Raw genomic sequence first — 17,253 nt, forward strand, 5'->3', positions numbered from 1 at the left:
ATAGCGTTGATTTGCTCAAAGGTTAGGTAACCCTGTTTATGGATACCAAAGTTTTATATGTTGTTGCTATTGTGGTCGCTTCTGTAAGTGGCGGCTTTTACTACTTTAGCGGCAAGGCAAAAAAGTTGGATGTAGACTCAGCGAAGAATATGACTTATTCAGCGCATGGGGTTCATTTAACGCAAACAGATGAACAGGGTAATTTGTACATTCGTGCTGAAGTAAAACAACTACAGCAGGATATGCAGCAGAAAACCTCGCAGCTTGACCAACTGAAAGCGGTTATGTACAAACAGGGAAAACCTGATGCCACTTTTTCTGCCCTACGAGCAAATGGTTATGATGAAAACCGTAAAATTGTATTGGCTGGAGATGTTGTCGTCACAAACTTGTCGGATCAGGGCAACATGGAGTTTCATACAGATGAAATTACCGGTTATCCAAAAACAAGAGAACTAGAAACCCAACACCAAGTCATTGTTCAATCCCCAACAACCGAATTTGTGAGTCAGGGTTTAAAAGCAAATTTGAATGATGGTCAATATGAATTTTATAAAGTTCGAGGAAAGTATGCGCCAAGCTCTTAATTCTAAATATCGTTTTACTTTCTTAAAACAGTTTACTTGTATTGCTGTGGCTGCATTATTTTCCAGTTCAAGCTTTGCTTTGCCGTCTGATCGTAATCAACAACTTTCTTTAGTTGCAGATCGTGCCACATACAATGATCGAACAGGTATCACAACTTATACGGGAAATGTTGTGATTGAACAGGGAACGATGAGACTTCAGGCAGATTCAATTATTGCTACCTTAAATAGTAAAAAAGAAATTCAGACCATTACGGCTAAAGGCCAACTGGCGAAATTTCAGCAGCAAATTGATACGAATAAGGGTTTAGCGCGCGGTGAAGCACAACAGATTGTTTATAATGCGGATACGGGTATTCTGACTTTATCTGGAAAGGCCTATCTTTATCAGAATGGCTCAAGTATTCGTGGTGATAGCTTAAAATATAGTATGAATAAAGGCGATGTTGAGGCTCAAGGTTCTTCAACAAATCGTGTGCAAATTATTATTCCACCATCAAGTTCAAAAAGTTTTCCAGGGGCGCGTGATTAATGGAACAATCGGTGCAACAACCACAAACTTTATGTATTAAGCATCTAGCGAAAAACTATAGTAAACGTTGGGTGGTAAAAGATGTGTCTTTTACCATGCAAAGTGGGCAAATCGTAGGATTGCTTGGTCCGAATGGTGCGGGTAAAACGACGAGCTTTTATATGGTCGTTGGTTTGGTTCGGATGGATAAAGGCGAGATTCATTTAGATGATCTTGATTTATCTGATCTTGCCATGCATGAGCGTGCTCGTAAAGGAATTGGCTACTTACCTCAGGAAGCTTCGATCTTTAGAAAGTTGACCATTGCCGAAAACATTATGGCGATTTTGGAAACGCGTAAAGATTTGAATAAGCAGCAACGTCAGCAACGTCTGAATGAATTATTAAATGATTTCAAAATTAATCATATTAAAGATTCATTAGGCATGAGTGTTTCTGGTGGTGAGCGTCGTCGTGCCGAAATTGCACGTGCTTTGGCTGCTGACCCTAAATTTATGCTGCTGGATGAGCCATTTGCAGGTGTAGATCCTATTTCTGTAGGTGATATTAAGGACATTATTCAGACCCTTAAAGACAGAGGAATTGGCGTACTCATTACGGATCATAATGTACGAGAAACGCTGGCAATTTGTGAAAAAGCCTATATCGTTAGTGAGGGGGCGGTGATTGCTGAAGGCACGCCGCAAGAAATCCTTGATAATGAGCAAGTACGTAAAGTTTATTTGGGTGATGATTTTGTTGTTTAGACAATAGATTTGAGCTTTGAAAAAGAACCTTCAGGGTTCTTTTTTTATGCCAGTAGCAATCATCATGTTACGAGAAATTTGAATTTGACTGTGATCTGGTGTTTTTCTCCCTATTTCATTAATAAATATAAGTTTTTGGATTGGATGGTGCATGTACCATCCCCGTTGCATGATAAGAAAAGTGTGAACTAATTTACAAAAAACAAACACTTATCCGTCGAGAAATTGGCATTTGAAACGTGGTGTTTTCTACAAAAATAAGAGTAGAATGAAGACGCTTTGAACGATAATTACATGACAAGAATATGAGCATTAATAAAGATATAGATATAGATGAAGGATCACGTAAAACATGTATAGATCTAAAGTGGCTATTTTGTATAGCAACTTTATCTGTACCCGTTACACATGCCTCAACGCCAAGCGAACAGTATCATTCTCTCAAGAATAATTTGTCTCAGCTATTTACGCCTAAAAGTAATGATGAGTTTAAAACTGCAAGTATGCAGAAGTTGAGCAATTTTTCACCTCATTCATCGCCTACTGAATTACCTGTCGTTGGATCTGGTCGTCCAATGGATGTTGTTCCTACTGCATTATGGGAGAACCAAAACAAAACTTTAAAAGATGCCATACAAATTGCAGTTCAGCGCAATCCTGAAATTTCACAAACCCTAGCAACTTTAGCCGCACAGAATGCCAATATAGATGTAGCGAAAGCAGGGTTTTATCCACAAATTTCAGGGGGCGTGAATACAGGTGATTTGACGAGAAAGGGGGAGCGAGGTCGACAAGTATTAGCTTTAAATGCTTCTCAAATGCTGTATGACTTTGGGAAGGTGAAGTCTGGCGTTACCACCGAACAAGCAAAATTAGTGATAGAACAAGCGAATGTTTTAGTTAAAATTGATGATATCTCGCTGGATGTAACACAAACGATTATTAATATTCAGCGTTATCAAAAGCTCATAAGAATTGCCAATCAGCGGATTGCTGGGGTTAAACGTATTCAGGAAATGGCGAACTTAAGAGCAAATGCAGGGATTAGTAGTCAGGCAGATCCTGTCCAAGCACAATCATATTTGCAATCAGCTCAATCAGCGTTGATTGCACAACAATCATTACTCAGTCAGTTTCAACAACATCTTTATACATTATTAGGTTTTGATGCGCGTAATGTTCAATGGGCGATTACAGATGATTTTATTAAACAATCTGATTTATATGTAGAGCCACAATTTAATACCATTCCGCAAATGATTGCAGCGCAGGCTGGAATTGAGGTTGCGCGTAGTCAGAAAATACAAACCAAAGTCAGTAATTATCCAACATTGGCTGTAAAAGGTGAGTTAAGCCAAGCATTACATGGGCGCAATCCAAACAATGATAAAAATGGTGGCTTTGATAGCGCGATTATGTTGGAAGCAAGTAGCCAATTTTATCAAGGCGGTGCGACATCTTCGAGAATTAGAGCCGCTAGTTTTGCTGAAGAAGCGGCAAAAGCACAGGTAAATACAGTTTACTTAAATGTGCTGGATCAGATCAGAACCAGTCGAGAGCAAATTGAAAATAAGCAACGTCAAATGCAAGTGTTAGCAGGACAACAAGCAACCACTGTACGGACACGTGAGCTTTATCAGGAACAATATAAATTGGGAACTCGTACGCTGGTCGATTTACTTAATGCAGAACAAGCCATTCATAGTGCAAACACAGAAGTCGAAATAGCACGTTATGATATTTACAGTAGTATCGCTCAATATATTGCAGCCACAGGCCGTTCTCGCCAAGCCTATGACCTGAATAATATAAAAATTCAAGGGTTTGAGGTGCAACAATGATGACAAAAATAGATTACCAACCTTGGCTACAGGCAATATTAACCATTGCCAAGCATTATCGGATTGAGCCTTCGGAAGAGCGTGTCCGCTTACAGTTAGACTGGAATCAAAATCAGAATCTTGATGAGGTTTTGACGTTGATCAGTCGGCAAATTGGGCTCACTTTACGCAGAGTAAAATTCAGCAATGATGTCATTAACCCGTGGCGCTTACCGATATTAGTCGAACTTGCCGATGGCCAAGTGGGGGTCATTGATAAAGCAGATGGCTCTGGGCATGTCAGTATTCAACTCAGTGGTGATCAAGGTTTATCACAAAAGTTCGCAGTAGGCGCTTTAAAACATATTGTAAAAAGTGTGTATATTTTACGCCCTGAGCAGTCCGTTCCTGATGCACGTATTGATGAGTATATTAAGCCCTATAAGCCAAGCTGGTTTTGGTCAATCGTTTTAAGTGATTGGAAGCGTTATATCGATATTATGTTTGCATCTTTGATTGCAAATGTTTTGGCATTGGCGACCATCGTTTTCTCAATGCAAGTCTATGACCGTGTTGTTCCTTCACAGTCGATACCTACACTTTGGGTGCTTGCTGGTGGTGTACTGATTGCAGCAATCTTTGAGTTTGTTCTGCGTATTTCGCGTGTTTATATCTCTGATATTATTGGGAAGCGTGCAGATCTACGTATTTCTGATCGGGTGTTTGGTCATGCATTAAGAATCAAAAATAGCGAGCGCTCGAAGTCAACGGGAACCTTCATATCTCAGATTCGTGAATTGGAAGGGGTGCGAGAACTTGTCACTTCAACCACGATGGGTGCGATTGCGGATCTTCCTTTCTTCTTTTTATTCTTGTTTATCTTTGCAATTATTGGCGGAAACTTATTTTGGGTCATGTTGTTGATCGTACCGCTAATGATTTTGCCTGCAATCTTGGTACAAAAGAAGCTAGCTAAACTTGCACAAGAAGGTATGCGTGAATCCTCAATTCGTAATGCAATTTTGGTTGAGGCTGTACAAGGGATTGAAGATATTAAACTATTACGTGCAGAGTCTCGTTTCCAAAATCAGTGGAATCATATGAATGAGATTTCTGCTGATATCAGTATGCAACAACGTAAAATTGTTGGTGTACTGACAGCTTGGACGCAGAAGCTACAAGGGCTTACTTATGCCATTGTAGTACTGGTTGGGTGTTTTGCTGTGATGGAAGGTGAAATGACCACAGGTGCGCTGGTTGCTTGTTCAATTTTATCATCACGGATGTTGGCACCAATATCACAGATCACAGGTATTCTTGGTCGTTTTCAACAAGCCAAAGTGGCAAAGCAAAGTTTAGATGAATTGATGCAGCGCCCAGTTGATCAAGCTGATCATGCACATTTGGTACATAAAGAAGTATTACATGGTGATTATGAGCTGAAAAATGTGGTATTCCAGTATGGTGAAGATGATCCTCGACCAAGCTTGGCGATTCCAAAATTAAAGATTCGGGCGGGTGAGCGAATTGCTATTCTCGGTCGAAATGGCGCTGGTAAATCAACGTTATTGCAAATTCTCTCTGCAATGCAGACTCCAAATTCAGGTTCGGTACACTTAGATGATTTGGATATGAGTTTGATTGACCCTGCTGATGTCCGTCGTGATATGGGTTTACTCAACCAGAACGCCTATCTTTTCTATGGAACCATTCGTGAAAACTTAACTTTAGGTGCGCCGTTGGCACGCGATGAAGATCTTTTAAAAGCTTTAAAAGTAACAGGTGCATTGAGTTTCGTTCAAGAAAAGAAAGAAGGTTTGGATCATCTGGTTTTAGAGGGGGGCGTGGGCTTTTCTGGTGGGCAAAGACAAGCATTGTTGCTCGCAAGATTATTAGTCCGTGAGCCGAATATTTTGCTACTCGATGAACCGACTGCAGCGATTGATGATGTCGCAGAAAAACAATTGATAGATCATTTAAAGGGGTGGCTGGGCTATCGTACTTTAATCGTCGCGACACATCGCCGAGCGGTGTTGGAATTGGTTGATCGTATTATTGTGATGAATGATGGCAAAATTGTCATGGATGGACCTGCTGATAAAGTCTTGCAGCAATCATCGGCAAAACAAAAAATAGTTTAATAAAATAAAGAGGATAATTCATGAGTGAGCAAGAACAAACCAGCAGTCGTCCCATGAATGTGAGTTACAAGGAACCGAAGTTACCTGGTTCATCGGTTATTGTATGGTTAATTGGGATTGGTTTAGTGATATTGCTCGTGTGGGCATGGGCATTTAGTTTAGAAGAAGTATCGACAGGTACGGGTAAAGTTGTTCCTTCTTCAAAAGAGCAAACCATTCAATCACTTGAAGGGGGGATTTTAACTAAACTCGCTGTTAGAGAAGGCGATATCGTTGAAAAAGGACAAATACTAGCGCAGTTAGATCCGACACGTCTTGCTTCAAATGTGGGAGAGTCACAATCTTTATTGAGTTCTGCACAAGCGACAGCAGCGCGTTTACGTGCCGAAGTCAGTAATACTGCTTTGGTTTTTCCAGAAGAAGTTTTAAAAGAACCTAAACTCATAAAAGAAGAAACAGCACTTTATTATTCACGTCGCATGAATTTAGAGGAGGCTATTTCAGGTAATCAACAAGCACTTAAATTGGTGCAACAAGAATTGGCTATGACTGAGCCGTTGGTTGCAAAAGGTGCGGCCAGTGAAGTTGAAGTGTTGCGTTTAAAGCGTGAAGCAAATGATTTACAAAATAGAATCAATGATATTCGTAATCAATATTATGTAAAAGCACGTGAGGAGTTATCAAAAGCCAATACCGATATTCAAACCCAACTACAAGTGGTCAAAGGAAGAAGTGATAGCTTACAACGTGCTGTATTTAGAGCGCCTGTGCGTGGTGTAGTGAAAGAGATTGATGTCACGACTGAAGGTGGTGTCATTCCTCAAAATGGTAAGTTGATGACGATTGTGCCATTAGAGGATAAATTATTAATTGAAGCACGTATTTCGCCACGTGATATTGCCTTTATTCATCCAAATCAAGAAGCTTTGGTAAAAATTACGGCTTATGATTATGCAGTGTATGGTGGGCTAGAAGGTAAAGTTACCACGATTTCACCAGATACCATTCGTGATGAAGTGAAGCAAGATCAGTTTTATTATCGTGTTTATATTCGGACAGATTCAGATCGACTTTATAACAAAGCGGGTACCGCATTCGATATTACCCCTGGTATGGTGGCTACTGTAGATATTCGGACTGGACAAAAAACCATTATGGATTATTTGCTTAAACCATTTAATAAAGCCAAAGAAGCATTACGTGAACGATAGTTTCTGCTGATTTGAAACCTTTATCGTCGGGTGTGGTGATAATCAGTCATCACACCCATTTTTTATAATGGAATGTCAACAGACCCTATCATAGCGCCCTACATCGCGCCAGAAAATTGCTATAATCATTTTTTAAAGTTTGTATTTATGTTTTATGCCATTCACCATTGCCAATTCGGTAACTTTTGAAGAAGAAATTAAAAAAAGTCGTTTCCAAGCGATTGCAGCGATTGTTGAAAATGAGCAGCAGGTCAAAAACTTTTTAGAAGAAGTGAAAGATCCATCGACGACACATCAATGTTGGGCATGGAAGATTGGACATCATGTTCGATTTAATGATGATGGTGAACCTTCTGGCACCGCAGGACGTCCGATTTTAGCAACCATCGAAGGAAATGATTTGACCAATGTGATTGTATTGGTCAATCGTTGGTATGGTGGTATTAAGCTTGGTACGGGGGGGTTAGTTCGTGCTTATGGTGGTTGCGCTGGACAATGTTTGCTATTGGCTGAAAAAATTGAGCTGATTGAGAAAAAACAGATTCAATTGAGTTGCCTATTTAATGAATGGGCAATTATTCAATATGAGCTTATGCAGCAACACATCGAATACCAAGAAAGTTATAGCGAAAATGGTGTTTTCATTGAGGCACGGCTACAAATTCATCAAATTGAACCTTTAAGACAAAAACTTCAAGATGTTACTAGAGGGCGTGAGCATTTGCATGTTGAAGATTAGAATTTATAAGCCCTCTCTTGCGAGCTTGCGGAACGGTGTTCCTCGCTCTCAGGGCGTGAGCATTTGCATGTTGAAGATTAGAATTTATAAGCCCTCTCTTGCGAGCTTACGGAACTGTGTTCCTCGCTCTCAGGGCGTGAGCATCTACATGTTGAAGATTAGAATTTACAAGCCCTCTCTTGCGAGCTTGTGGAACGGTGTTCCTCGCTCTCAGGGCGTGAGCAATTGAAAGTTGTAGGGAGGCAAGAACTTGATGAATGATCCTTTATTAAAATATAGAGAGCAGCATAAACATCGTCTCAATTATATGCCGTGGTTATATTGGTCGCTCAAGCCTAAACAACGTGAATGGGCTGACGCATGGCAAGCTGAATATCAAGCGTATTTGATGGAAATGGAAACAGTTGAGATTGGTCAGAATTGTTTTATTTCACCATTGGCACATATTTTTGCTGAGCCTGGACGCAAAATTACCATTGGTGATAATACTTTCATTGCCGCTGATTGTACCTTGCATGGTCCTTTAGTTATTGGCAATGAGGTTGCAATAAATCATCACTGTATTTTGGATGGTGGGCGAGCAGGGATTCAACTACACGATCAAGTTAGAATAGCGGCTTATAGCCATTTATATGCTTTTGATCATGGGATGGCATTGGACCGTCCCATCTATCAGCAACCCGTGACATCAAAGGGTATTGAGATCGGCAAAGATGTTTGGTTAGGAGCGCATGTCGGGATCAAAGATGGGGTCAAAATCGGAAACCATGCTGTGATTGGGATGAATAGTATGGTGACCAAAGATATTGAAGATTATGCCATTGTGGCAGGGAATCCAGCAAAATTGATTCGTTATAGAACTGAATGAAAAGCATTAAAAAGCGTATGAGATTCTATACATAAATTTAACCTATCCTGCTTTTATCTGTGTTAAGTTAAAAATAAGTAGAAGACCTAAGGTGTCAAACCTAAAGAGAGGCCAACATGAATCGCGTAATTGCATGTATTGATTCTTCACCTTGTATTGATGCTGTGGCTGAGGCTGCAGTTTGGGTTGCGAAACAAACGCAAAGAGAATTAGTGCTGTTGCAAATCTTGGACTATTATCCTGCAAGCTATCATTTAGGTGAAATCAGCGGTGTGATTGGCTTTGAGAGTAATGCCATGTTGCTCAAAGAGCTTGCTGAGTTAGAGCAAAAGCAAAGTGAGTTAGCACTCGATTATAGTAATAACCTGCTCAATCATATTTCAGAGTTAATCGAGAAACAATACGGTTTAACCAGCAGCAAAATTCAAGAAAAAGGCGATTTTCTTGAACAAAGTTTTAATCTTCTGCATGAAAATGACGTGGTGATTATTGGGCGTGTTGGCGAGCGTGCCGCAGAGAAAAATAAACCAATTGGTAGTAATGTTGAGAACTTCATACGTGGTGCAAATTGTACCGTAATAACGGTTGGAGAGCATTTTGAACCACCTAGACGTTTTATTTTTGCATACGAGTATTCACCAACCTGTCAGAAAATGTTGCAGCGGATCGCTCAAAGTGATTTGTTGAAAAAGCTACAATGCCATCTGCTTTATGTCGGTGATCATCCCGAAATGTTAACTGAGCCTGCAAAGTATTTAACGGATGCTGGCTTAGATGTAATGCCTGTTTATCGTTATGGTGATGTGGCTCAGAATATTTTGGAATATCAAAGAGAACATAATGTGCAGTTAATTGTTTTAGGTGCTTTTAGCCATAGTAAAATTCATCAATTTTTCTTAGGCAGCATTACAACCTCTATATTTAGAAATGCAAATGTACCGTTATTGGTGGCTAAGTAATTCATTTTATTCCATATAGTTATCCGCAAATACTGTGGATAACTATATGGAAAAGCACTTTGTATATTTGTATGTGTTTGATATTTAGTAATTAAAAAAATCAGTTCGTTTTTTGATCTTTACTTTACAATCGCTATTGCGAAGCCATCATGTCCTTTTGAACCCACTGTTTGTAGTGCTGTACAAGATAAAAGCTTCGGGTGATTTTTCAGTGCGGTGAAGGTCTCACGAATGCCTTCGATACTTGGTTTTTTATTATTTTCATCCAATATCGCGCCTGAACGAATCACATTATCCAATACAATAATCGTTCCTGAATGAGATAGCTTCAAGCTGAGTTCCAAGTATTCAGGATAACTTTGTTTGTCTGCATCAATAAAAATCAAATCAAATGCCTCACTGGATTCTGCAATGAGTTGATTCATGATATCTGCGCCGCGTCCTTTTTTAAGTTCAATATGGGTAGGCATATCGGCATAATCAATATTTTCTTGGGCGATGGCAGCATGGCTATCTCGTCCTTCAACCGTGAGCAGGTAACCATCGGCTGGTAATGCTTGTGCTAGCCAAATGGTACTATAAGCGGCAAAAGTTCCAAGTTCCAATACACGTTTACATTGATTCATTTGAATCAACATTTGCAGGAACATACCTTGATTCGGTGCAACAGCCAAATGATTAGAAAGACCTTGCGTATCGGTATTGTCTAATGCATGTTGAAGTTTAGGATCTGAGGGGATTAAATGTGCATTGATATAATCATCAATGTCGGTCCACATCTGTTGCATAATCAGGCTTACCTTTGAATCTGTTTGCAGTATTTTAAACATTTATGCTCAGAGTGCAATTTGATTACTGAATAAAAAAAGAGATCATTTAGATCTCTTTACTGAAAGTGATCTTTTATTCTAAAAGTTACACATTGAGCTGTTACGTGTTAGGTCTGGGCCCCAAGTGCGATAACCCTGAGTATCAATATGAATCTGACCTGAGCGATATAGACCAATACCTAGATTTAAGCTTTGACCATGCTGAATCCAAAACTGACATAATTTAAATTTGGATTGTTCAATAAATGCATAATCCTGCGGCTGAGGATATTCAGGACCAATGCGAAAATCGATGGCAGAGTTAAATAAATGTTTAGATGAACTTGCACCGCCAGCACATTCGTTTAAAGGTAAATCACGATAGACAGAGGTCACTTCAAAATCGGTTAAAATTTTTGCAGAAATAAGATATTTAAATACACGTAAAGTTGAAAGTGAGTTGCCCCACAATTCACGGTTTGGTACAGCATACTCATTGCGGCCACATTTCTGCCAATCTCTTGCGGTTCTTAATAATTCAAAACTTGGGATAATGTGAGCGACTTGATTACGTGTTAAAAACTGTTCATATTCGCGAACACGGGCATAGTTTTCACCTTGTGCTAACCAGCGACGATAGGATGCTGGCTCTACTTTATCTGGTGTTGGTCGAGTAACCGTTACTTTTTCCTGAGGAATATGGATTCGTTTACCTTTGCTTACTTCTGTCTTTGAACTGACACAGCCGACCATCATCACAGGGATGATAAAAAATGATAAAAAACCCTGTAATTTATTTCGCAACATAAAAGGCAGTTCATAATTTATAGACACGTTATTTTAATGCAAAATAACGCAGGTATAATGGGACAATTGCAAAGAAATGTGTGATTCAAGTATTAAAAAAGACCAGTAAAACTGGCCTTTTCAATTACTTTTCTAAATATTGCAGCTTATTTGGTTTTCCATTCCATTCTTCACGATCTGCAGGTTGTTCACCAATTTGAGTGATATTGTTACCTGCCCATTTTTCAGATAATTCAGTATTGAGCTCAATAAAGATTTCTTGACCTTCAGGTAGTTCATCTTCAGAGAAAATCGCATTTGCTGGGCACTCAGGTTCACAAAGCGCACAGTCAATACATTCATCTGGATTGATGACAAGAAAGTTCGGGCCTTCATAAAAACAATCGACAGGGCAAACTTCAACACAATCTTGATATTTACATTTAATACAATTTTCAGTGACAACAAAGGTCATGGCGACAGCTACCTAAAAATACGGTTTTTGTTTGGAATGGGCTATTGTAGGCAAAAATGGGGGGAACAAACAATTGCTTTTATTGATATTGTTTATTTATACATATGAAAAACAGGGTAACATATTGATAAAAATAAATATGTTATATTGATTCGTTGATTTTTAAAGACATAGTGCGGTTAAGTATTTGTCTTAATCAGTTGTTTTTATCTTTCCCTTTTGGATTTCATTGTGCGTTGTTTTTGATAAATGACTCTATAGAACACATCAGGTGAATATCTTCTGGTTCTAACCCCCATAGATGTTGATCCGGTTGCGCTAATAGTTGGGCACCATGTTTGAGATAAAAGTCTACCGTTCGTTTACTTGATGTTGCTGAAATATAGAGTTGTTTAGCACCCAATTGTTGTGCTGACTCTATTGCGGAATGCATGAGCAGTGCCCCAATGCCTTGACCTTGGTGATCTGCATCAACATAAAAGTATTGCAATAATTTTGCTTCAGGATAATCTGGAATAAGTTGATTGGATACGACTTGAACACCAATTAACTGATCATGTGAGTTAAATACCCCGATACATAATCCGCCTTGTTGATGGATTTGTTTTAATAAAGGTGGATCATTATCTAGATGAAAGGCATCCCAATTCTCAACATCATAAAAACAATCGACTATGTCTAAATGTTGTTTGTGTTGCACGTACATTTGAGTGATTAATTCGCGACGACTGATCTGTTGCCAGATTAAATCGATTTCTGAAATCTGTAGTTTTCTGAGCACAAAATTCAGCATTTGTCCCTTCGATTGATTACTCATTTTATTCTGATGATGGGGGGATGATATAACGATGCGGTTTATCTTTTTCACAAATTTTTCCCCAGAACAAGTCTCAGTCACTCGTTCTGGGAAAATGTCTTTAGGATCTCAGTGCTGCTTTGAGTGAATAGAGTTGTTCAAGTGCTTGACGAGGCGTAAGATCATCTACATCAATGCGTTGTAACAAATCTAAAGCTGGTGAATGGACTTCCACTTCAATAATTTTCTCAATCACTTGTGTTTCAATTTGAGGATCAATTGAACTGAATAAATCTGTTTGCACAGTTTTTTGCAAGATGTGATGTTGTTGCTTTTCAAGAATTTTCAAACGCTTTTGCGCTTCTTTAATCACACTTGCTGGAATACCCGCCAATTTTGCAACTTGTAAGCCGTGACTTTGACTTGCGGGGCCATGCTGAACTTTGTGTAATAAAATTAAATTACCATTCAATTCCTGTGCAGTAACGTGATAGTTATCGATACCTGTTTCACTGCCAAGTTCAGTCAGCTCAAAATAGTGGGTGGCGAAAAGGCATAGACATTTCACACGCTTAGTCAAATCAAGTACACATGCCCAAGCCAAAGAAAGGCCATCATAAGTGCTGGTTCCACGACCAACCTCATCCATTAACACCAAGGACTGGTTGGTGGCATGATGCAAAATCTGTGAGGTTTCGGTCATCTCGACCATAAACGTTGATTTTCCAGTTGATAAATCATCGGCTGAACCAATACGGGTAAAAATACGATCAATTGGACCAAGTTTTGCAGATTTTGCGGGAACGAAACTTCCACAATAGGCAAGAAGGCTAATCAGTGCGGTTTGACGCATAAATGTCGATTTACCACCCATGTTTGGACCAGTAATGATCGCCATACGGTGCTGTGCATCTAAAAATGTATCATTTGGGGTAAACGGTGTTTTATTTAAAGCTTCTACTACAGGATGACGACCTGCTTGAATCTTAATCCCTGTTTCAGGACTGAATTCTGGCCGAGCCCAATTGTTTAATCGTGCTTGATGGGCAAAGTTGGCAAGTACATCAATATATGCAATTGCAGCACTCATCATTTGTAAATGTGCAATGTTTTGGCGTAATTCATCCAACAATGACTCAAATAACAGTTTTTCACGTGCTAATGCGCGAGACTCACTAGAAAGTACTTTGTCTTCAAAGCTTTTCAGTTCAGGGGTGATATAACGTTCAGCATTTTTAAGGGTTTGACGACGGATGTAGTCCGCTGGTGCTTGTTCTGCTTGAGCACGAGTGAGTTCTATATAATAACCACTGACACGGTTATAGCCGATTTTAAGTGTATTGATTCCAGTACGTTGACGTTCTCTAATTTCTAAATCAATTAAGAATTGACCTGCATGATCACGGATCTTGCGCAGTTCGTCCAATTCCTCATCATAGCCTTCTGCAATTACATTACCATCACGCAAGAGTACGGGTGGATTTTCTACAATCGCTGCCATTAACTGCTGATACAAGCTTTTAAAGTCACCAAGCTCATGATCAAGTTGGGTCAATAATTTAGATTGTTTTGCTTGTAGAACAGGCGCTAATGCATGGCGTAAAAAAGGAATTTGCGCACAGGCATGACGTAGTTGGACTAAATCACGAGGACGGGCACTGCCTAAGGCCACGCGACTTAGAACGCGTTCGATATCGCCAATTTCTTTTAGCACTAAACGCAGCGGTGCTTCATGGTAGCCCTTTAACAGCTGTTCTGTAGCATCAAGGCGGGCATCTAAAACGGCTGTATCACGAATGGGTTGCATCAGGGTTCGGCTGAGTAAGCGTCCGCCCATAGCTGTTTGACAGTCATTCACCAGTTGAAACAGGGAGGTACCATGGTCAAATAACGGTTCAATAATTTCTAGATTACGACGTGTAATTGGGTCGAGTGCAATAAAATCGGTGCTTTGTTCGATTTGAATTGCGCGAATATGGGGTAGCGCCGTTTTTTGTGTTTCTTTGGCATAGTGAATCAATGCCGCAGCGGCAGCCTTTGCTAGCGGAATTGGATCTAATCCAAAACCCGATAAAGTCGAGACAGAGAATTGATCACATAAGGTTTTTTGCGCGTTATTTAAATTGAAATCAACGTTTGGTCGTTTGGTAATTGGGCAGTCAATATTCTTTTTAATCTGCTCAATAATATCTTGATCAACTAAATCTTCGTCGATCAAAATTTCACTTGGCATTAAACGAGCCAGTTCAATCGGAAGTTGCTCGGGTTTATAGTCTTGTTGTTGAACTTTAAAAATACCTGCACTGAGGTCTAGCAAGGCGAAACCAACTTGATTTTGTTGGATACATAGCGCAACAAGATTTGAGGACTGATAGCTACCAAGTAAAGCATCATCGGTTAAAGTACCCGGTGTTAGAATACGAACGACTTGCCGATCCACAGGACCTTTTCCAGTAACCTCACCGACCTGTTCACAAATGGCAACCGTCCGACCTGATTTAACCAAACGCGCAAGATAGCCTTCCGCTGCATGATAAGGTACACCTGCCATAGGAATCGGTTCACCACTGGCTTTACCACGATGGGTTAGTGTAATACCCAACAGCTTGGCAGCAAGACGAGCATCTTCAAAGAATAGTTCGTAAAAATCTCCCATACGATAAAACAGCAGGGCGTGTTGATGCTCCATTTTTACTTTTAGGTATTGTTGCATCATCGGGGTGTGGGAAGAGAGATCAGCCATGATTTCATTGCTATTCATGTATAAAAATCCTTAAAAATAAACACTAAATCTCATGCTTAAAAAATTTGGCTGTCTAACCAATTGCTAGTCGAATCTAGGTAAATCTACACAAAAGTATACCTTTGGGTGTACTTTTATTTGTGCCAAAATTGAGTCAATAGTGTGTGAGAACGTATTCAGCTTTTCTCAGCTTTGCCATCTTAACAAATTTGAGCTGATTGAGAAAAAGTAATCCTGAAATGGATGGCGAAATAAGTAGCGAAAAAGAGCTTATTAATTAAATCGTAATTTTTTATCATATAAAAAAGAAAACCGCCCCGTACAGGCGGTTGCTGAATTTACTCAGCAAATAATAGAAGTGTGAACGGTCAAGGGCACACTTCTACAATTTTATTGAATTACTGATCTTTATTTAGTACAGTCGTGAATTCTTCCGATTTAAAATAAGTATCTATTTGTTCAACACTTTTTGAGTATTCGGCGATGTTTGAAAGGGGGTTCTCTACTTTTTTGCTCGAATTGAATTGGAAATCTGGTGGAATATCACTTCTAAGTGGGGGAGGTGCTTTTCTCTTCCCGTCTGTAGTGATTCTTTGAATAAAACCTGCCAACCATAAAATGAACTCATCTGTATTTTTAATTTTAGGAATTAAACTGATATCTAACTGAACCTTACAATCTTGGTTGGGCTTATTCAAACATTCTTCAAAGTCTATAAAGTTGTAAAGAAGTTTTAATTTAGTTCCTTTAATTTCTTTACGAATTTCAATGATTAATGTGTTTAGATTTTCTAGGGTATCATTGTTAGCCGCTTTATTTTCTTGCAAGTTTCTATAGACTTTTTCAGCTATACGTAAAAATTGTGGCATTTCTTGCTCCTGCCAAGTCCATATTATTTAGAGATTATGAAGTTTTTTTCGTTACTGATTGTATTTGTTATGGTAGCTAGTGTGAGTAATGATGCTTTTGTGAAACAATAATGCTGGAAAGATATTAAGTTAATACTGATTTAATTTTTATAGTATTGATTTTTATGTTTATTTAAAAAGGTGATTGAATAGTAAGATTTTTATAAGAAAATATTCTTACTTCTATGTCGTTTATGTGATAAGTATTTAATTTAAATAAACTATTCGTATTTATAGACTATCAGCGCAGTAAAAATTGGATTTAAAGCATTGTTGGCATGACAATGACTTATATTCTTAATAATTACTTTGTGATTATAGTTGGAGCGTTCTTATCTTAATCATTTTTTTATAGAGTCTTCAAAATCTTGAATTGATTTAGCTTCAAAATATTTTATTTTATACATTTTATAATCTCACTCATATTGCTTATCTGATAAATAGGTTAGACAGATAAATAATTTTTTTGATGTTCTTGTTTGTGAAATTTTTTCTATATTAAATTAAGGTTTTAGCAATGTTTTGAAATAAATTTAAAAGATTGATTTATAAGTTTATTTATAATTCTACATAATATTTTTTACATAAGTTTTCATTCTTTAAAGAAAAACTATAAAATAAGGGCTTAAAGATTACAATAAAAATGCTACTAATATAGGTCTTCAAATACATTTAAGAGGTATCGCATGTTAAAAACGATTATTACATTAGGTACAGGTGTTGCTTTGGGTTGTTATTATAAATCTCACAAGGATAAGAGTAGATTGTCTGATGATAAAAAAAGTGATGCTCATGATTTAACTGATGATGTTAAAGGTAAAAAAGTTTTGAGTAAACTTATGAAATAAATTCAGATTAAAAAAGAAGCTTAAACAAGCTTCTTTTTTATGAATTTGATCTTAGTGGTGATACTTATATCAATAATATAAGCATTTAAGGTATATACAGTCAAAAGAAGCAGTCTACGACTAATTTTTTAGAGCCCAGCGTAAGCTGGTATCAAAAAATATTGTGAAATAACTGAAATTTTATTTTTTATTAGTATAAATTGGAGGTGATAGCCGATGATAAAAATGACTCTAAAATAAGATAAATTAAACAAACTGGAAAAATTTTTATTGGTGGAGTAAAGG

Annotated in this window: 16 protein-coding genes; 10 read left to right on the top strand and 6 right to left on the bottom strand. The window is 38.3% G+C overall.

Features of this window, described 5'->3' with window-relative positions; all coding sequences use genetic code 11:
• Positions 1–38: 38 nt before the first annotated feature.
• The 9 genes from lptC to F903_RS07930 all read left to right on the top strand — a co-directional run bounded on the left by lptC (position 39) and on the right by F903_RS07930 (position 9,603).
• Positions 39–587, top strand: a complete 549-nt coding sequence (gene lptC, locus F903_RS07890; protein ID WP_005196062.1) for an LPS export ABC transporter periplasmic protein LptC — start codon at positions 39–41, stop codon at positions 585–587.
• Entirely contained in the window at positions 571–1,119 is a 549-nt protein-coding gene (lptA, locus tag F903_RS07895; protein ID WP_004668773.1) for a lipopolysaccharide transport periplasmic protein LptA, read from the top strand. The genes lptC and lptA overlap by 17 nt, the downstream gene beginning before the upstream one ends.
• Complete coding sequence (lptB, locus tag F903_RS07900; RefSeq protein ID WP_004668771.1) at positions 1,119–1,865, top strand: LPS export ABC transporter ATP-binding protein; 747 nt, start codon at positions 1,119–1,121, stop codon at positions 1,863–1,865. The genes lptA and lptB overlap by 1 nt, the downstream gene beginning before the upstream one ends.
• Positions 1,866–2,170: 305 nt before the next feature.
• Positions 2,171–3,706: a TolC family protein gene (locus F903_RS07905; protein WP_005196066.1), complete on the top strand. Its 1,536-nt coding sequence runs from the start codon at positions 2,171–2,173 to the stop codon at positions 3,704–3,706.
• Complete coding sequence (locus F903_RS07910) at positions 3,703–5,826, top strand: type I secretion system permease/ATPase (RefSeq protein ID WP_005196067.1); 2,124 nt, start codon at positions 3,703–3,705, stop codon at positions 5,824–5,826. Before F903_RS07905 ends, F903_RS07910 begins: the two co-directional genes overlap by 4 nt.
• 20 nt (positions 5,827–5,846) lie before the next feature.
• Positions 5,847–7,037, top strand: coding sequence for a beta-barrel domain-containing protein (locus tag F903_RS07915; protein ID WP_005196074.1), 1,191 nt, complete (start codon positions 5,847–5,849; stop codon positions 7,035–7,037).
• Positions 7,038–7,191: 154 nt separating this feature from the next.
• Positions 7,192–7,776, top strand: coding sequence for an IMPACT family protein (locus F903_RS07920; RefSeq protein ID WP_005196075.1), 585 nt, complete (start codon positions 7,192–7,194; stop codon positions 7,774–7,776).
• 253 nt (positions 7,777–8,029) lie between these two features.
• Positions 8,030–8,644 (top strand): acyltransferase, encoded by a 615-nt coding sequence (locus tag F903_RS07925; RefSeq protein ID WP_005196076.1) that lies wholly within the window; start codon positions 8,030–8,032, stop codon positions 8,642–8,644.
• Positions 8,645–8,760: 116 nt separating this feature from the next.
• The gene (locus F903_RS07930) at positions 8,761–9,603 is read left to right on the top strand and encodes a universal stress protein (protein WP_004668757.1); all 843 of its coding nucleotides are present in this window, start codon (positions 8,761–8,763) and stop codon (positions 9,601–9,603) included.
• A gap of 119 nt (positions 9,604–9,722) precedes the next feature.
• Here F903_RS07930 and F903_RS07935 read toward each other — a convergent pair whose 3' ends face one another.
• The 6 genes from F903_RS07935 to F903_RS07960 form a co-directional block, all read right to left on the bottom strand.
• The gene (locus F903_RS07935) at positions 9,723–10,391 is read right to left on the bottom strand and encodes an O-methyltransferase (RefSeq protein ID WP_034594968.1); all 669 of its coding nucleotides are present in this window, start codon (positions 10,389–10,391) and stop codon (positions 9,723–9,725) included.
• Between the two features lie 120 nt (positions 10,392–10,511).
• Complete coding sequence (locus F903_RS07940; RefSeq protein WP_005196079.1) at positions 10,512–11,219, bottom strand: D-Ala-D-Ala carboxypeptidase family metallohydrolase; 708 nt, start codon at positions 11,217–11,219, stop codon at positions 10,512–10,514.
• A gap of 124 nt (positions 11,220–11,343) precedes the next feature.
• Positions 11,344–11,673: a ferredoxin FdxA gene (gene fdxA / locus F903_RS07945; RefSeq protein WP_004668754.1), complete on the bottom strand. Its 330-nt coding sequence runs from the start codon at positions 11,671–11,673 to the stop codon at positions 11,344–11,346.
• Positions 11,674–11,899: 226 nt separating this feature from the next.
• Complete coding sequence (locus tag F903_RS07950; protein WP_005196080.1) at positions 11,900–12,466, bottom strand: GNAT family N-acetyltransferase; 567 nt, start codon at positions 12,464–12,466, stop codon at positions 11,900–11,902.
• 124 nt (positions 12,467–12,590) lie between these two features.
• Positions 12,591–15,230: a DNA mismatch repair protein MutS gene (gene mutS / locus F903_RS07955; RefSeq protein WP_005196082.1), complete on the bottom strand. Its 2,640-nt coding sequence runs from the start codon at positions 15,228–15,230 to the stop codon at positions 12,591–12,593.
• A gap of 380 nt (positions 15,231–15,610) precedes the next feature.
• Positions 15,611–16,081, bottom strand: a complete 471-nt coding sequence (locus tag F903_RS07960) for a hypothetical protein (protein WP_005196083.1) — start codon at positions 16,079–16,081, stop codon at positions 15,611–15,613.
• Between the two features lie 725 nt (positions 16,082–16,806).
• On the opposite strand from F903_RS07960, the gene F903_RS16660 reads away from it, so the two are divergent.
• Positions 16,807–16,968: a hypothetical protein gene (locus F903_RS16660; RefSeq protein ID WP_005196084.1), complete on the top strand. Its 162-nt coding sequence runs from the start codon at positions 16,807–16,809 to the stop codon at positions 16,966–16,968.
• Positions 16,969–17,253: the final 285 nt, after the last annotated feature.

It is taken from the genome of Acinetobacter sp. NIPH 298 (assembly GCF_000369505.1).
GTDB lineage: Bacteria > Pseudomonadota > Gammaproteobacteria > Pseudomonadales > Moraxellaceae > Acinetobacter.